The 2,050-nt window shown below is 52.3% G+C and carries 3 protein-coding genes and 1 pseudogene; 2 read left to right on the forward strand and 2 right to left on the reverse strand.

Annotated elements, in window-relative coordinates; genetic code table 11:
* Together kdsA and AC2JC8_RS10140 are read left to right on the forward strand one after the other, a co-directional pair.
* Positions 1-560 (forward strand): 3-deoxy-8-phosphooctulonate synthase (gene kdsA / locus AC2JC8_RS10135; RefSeq protein ID WP_484594692.1); only part of this gene is annotated, 560 nt, incomplete at its 5' end.
* Positions 557-1,057 carry a KdsC family phosphatase gene (locus tag AC2JC8_RS10140; protein ID WP_461556960.1) on the forward strand — a complete coding sequence of 167 codons (501 nt, stop codon included), beginning with the start codon at positions 557-559 and terminating at the stop codon, positions 1,055-1,057. The genes kdsA and AC2JC8_RS10140, both read left to right, overlap by 4 nt.
* On the opposite strand, the gene AC2JC8_RS10145 is transcribed toward AC2JC8_RS10140, so the two are convergent.
* Together AC2JC8_RS10145 and AC2JC8_RS10150 are read right to left on the reverse strand one after the other, a co-directional pair.
* The gene (locus tag AC2JC8_RS10145) at positions 991-1,824 is read right to left on the reverse strand and encodes a 3-deoxy-manno-octulosonate cytidylyltransferase family protein (protein ID WP_484594693.1); all 834 of its coding nucleotides are present in this window, start codon (positions 1,822-1,824) and stop codon (positions 991-993) included. The two genes, AC2JC8_RS10140 and AC2JC8_RS10145, sit on opposite strands and share 67 nt — an antisense overlap.
* Positions 1,821-2,050: pseudogene (locus AC2JC8_RS10150) on the reverse strand (hypothetical protein); the annotation flags it as partial. The pseudogene AC2JC8_RS10150 and the gene AC2JC8_RS10145, both read right to left, overlap by 4 nt.

Here is a 2,050-nt window from a genome sequence, read left to right on the forward strand (position 1 = left end):
CGGCCGTGGTGGATGTGTTGCAAATACCAGCTTTTCTTTGCCGCCAAACCGATCTATTACAGGCTGCCGCTGCAGCACTGTTAGAGGGCCGCGGCGCTTGGGGTTTGAATGTAAAGAAGGGTCAGTTTCTAGCCCCTTGGGATATGGCAGCACTCGTGCAAAAGTTGCGGCAGATGGGGTTAACAGGCCCAGAGCAGCTCTGGCTTACGGAGCGCGGCACCAGTTTTGGCTACAACACACTGGTGGTGGATTACCGCAGCTTGCCCCAGTTGCAGGCCCTTGGCTGCCCGGTGATCTTTGATGCCACCCATGCGGTGCAACAACCAGGGGGCTTAGGTAGTAGCAGTGGTGGCCAGCGTCAATTTGTTGCCCCCTTGGCAAGGGCAGCGATGGCAGTGGGGGTGGATGGTTTATTTATAGAAACCCACCCAAACCCGGAACATGCTTGCAGCGATGGGCCAAACATGGTGCCGCTGCAGCGTTTAGAAGCGCTTTTAAAGCAATTATTGGCAATTCGCGCTGTTGCCCAAGCTGAACCTTTTGCCCCTTCAAGCTTATGAATTGGTTTGGGCTTAAACAACGCTTAGCAGCGATTGATTTGTTGGTTTTAGATGTGGATGGGGTGCAAACAGATGGGGGCTTGATTTATAGCGATGATGGTGTGGTGCAACGCCGTTTTGATGCCCGCGACGGCCTTGGTTTGAAATTACTGCAGCAGGCGGGCCTGGAATTGGCATTTTTAAGTGGCGGCCGCGGAGAAGCAATAAAGCAACGGGCGCGGCATTTGGGGATTAAGCATTGCTTCACGGCGATAAGAGATAAGGCGGGGGTTTTGGCGGAATTGCAGGAGCGGTTGCAGATTTCAATTGCCGCCACTGCTTTTATCGGAGACGACGTTAATGATCTGTCGGTGCGTCCATTGGTGGGGGTGCTGGTTACTCCTGCTGATGGCTGCCGCTCTTTAAAACGCATGGCGGATTTGCTGCTGCGTCAGCGTGGGGGCGATGGGGCTGTGCGGGAGTTGGCGGAACAGATCTTGCGGGCTAAAGCCAATTGAGCTGGGGTATCAACCGATAAGGAATCACCAGCAACCTCGAGGCCATAAATGCTGATGCCTGCTTCCAGTAAGCGCAATTGCTCGAGTTTTTCAGCTTGTTCTAAAGGAGATGGAGGTAGCTGCTGCCAACGGTTTAAAACTGCAGCTTGATAGGCATAGATGCCCACATGGCCCCAGTAATTGGCGTGTAGATGCCAGTTTTCAGGGCATACATCCCGCACATGGGGAATAGCGCTGCGGGAAAAAGTAAGGCATTGGCCGCTGCTTGCGAGCAGGCATTTCACCACGGCAGGATCGTGAATTTTATCGGCGCTTAAGCGATAAACAGGAGTAACAACTGGCGCCTTTGCGATGAAATCAGCAGTTGCACAGGCAATTGCTAAAGCATCGATCACGGCAGGATCAAGGCAGGGTTGATCCCCTTGCACATTGAGGATCCAAAGCTTTTCTATCTCAAGATTTTTGGATGCAAGATTGGCGTTGCTTAATTTGATTAATTGAGGCAGCACAGATGCAATTCGATCGCTACCGCTACTGCAGGCGGCACTAGTTAGCAATACAGGCACTTGATCAGCAAGGCCCCAGCTTTGCAAGGCAGTTTTAATTTCTTGGCTATCGGTGCAAAGCACCACCATCTGCGGCTCTTTTGCAAGTAGGCAGCGCTCGATTACATGGCGCAAAAGCGGTTTGCCATTGATATCGGCCAGTAATTTGCGGGGTAAACGCTTGGATTCCAGCCGGGCTGGGATCACCACAAGGCAGGTCATGGTTGCTGCCAAAGTTGCATTGCTTTTTCCCGCGCCCAAAACCATTTAGCTGAATGGGGGCATTCTTCCCCTATAAACCAAGGCCCCCCCAGGGTGAAATGCAAAAGTTTTGCATTGGGATCTGGCTCCTGCACCCCCACTAAATGGTTCCAATGCTGCGGTAAAGAGCCAATGGCAGCATCACTGCAATCTGTTAGCCATTGAAAACGATGTAATTCAAGGCCAC

The organism is Synechococcus sp., from assembly GCF_982614295.1.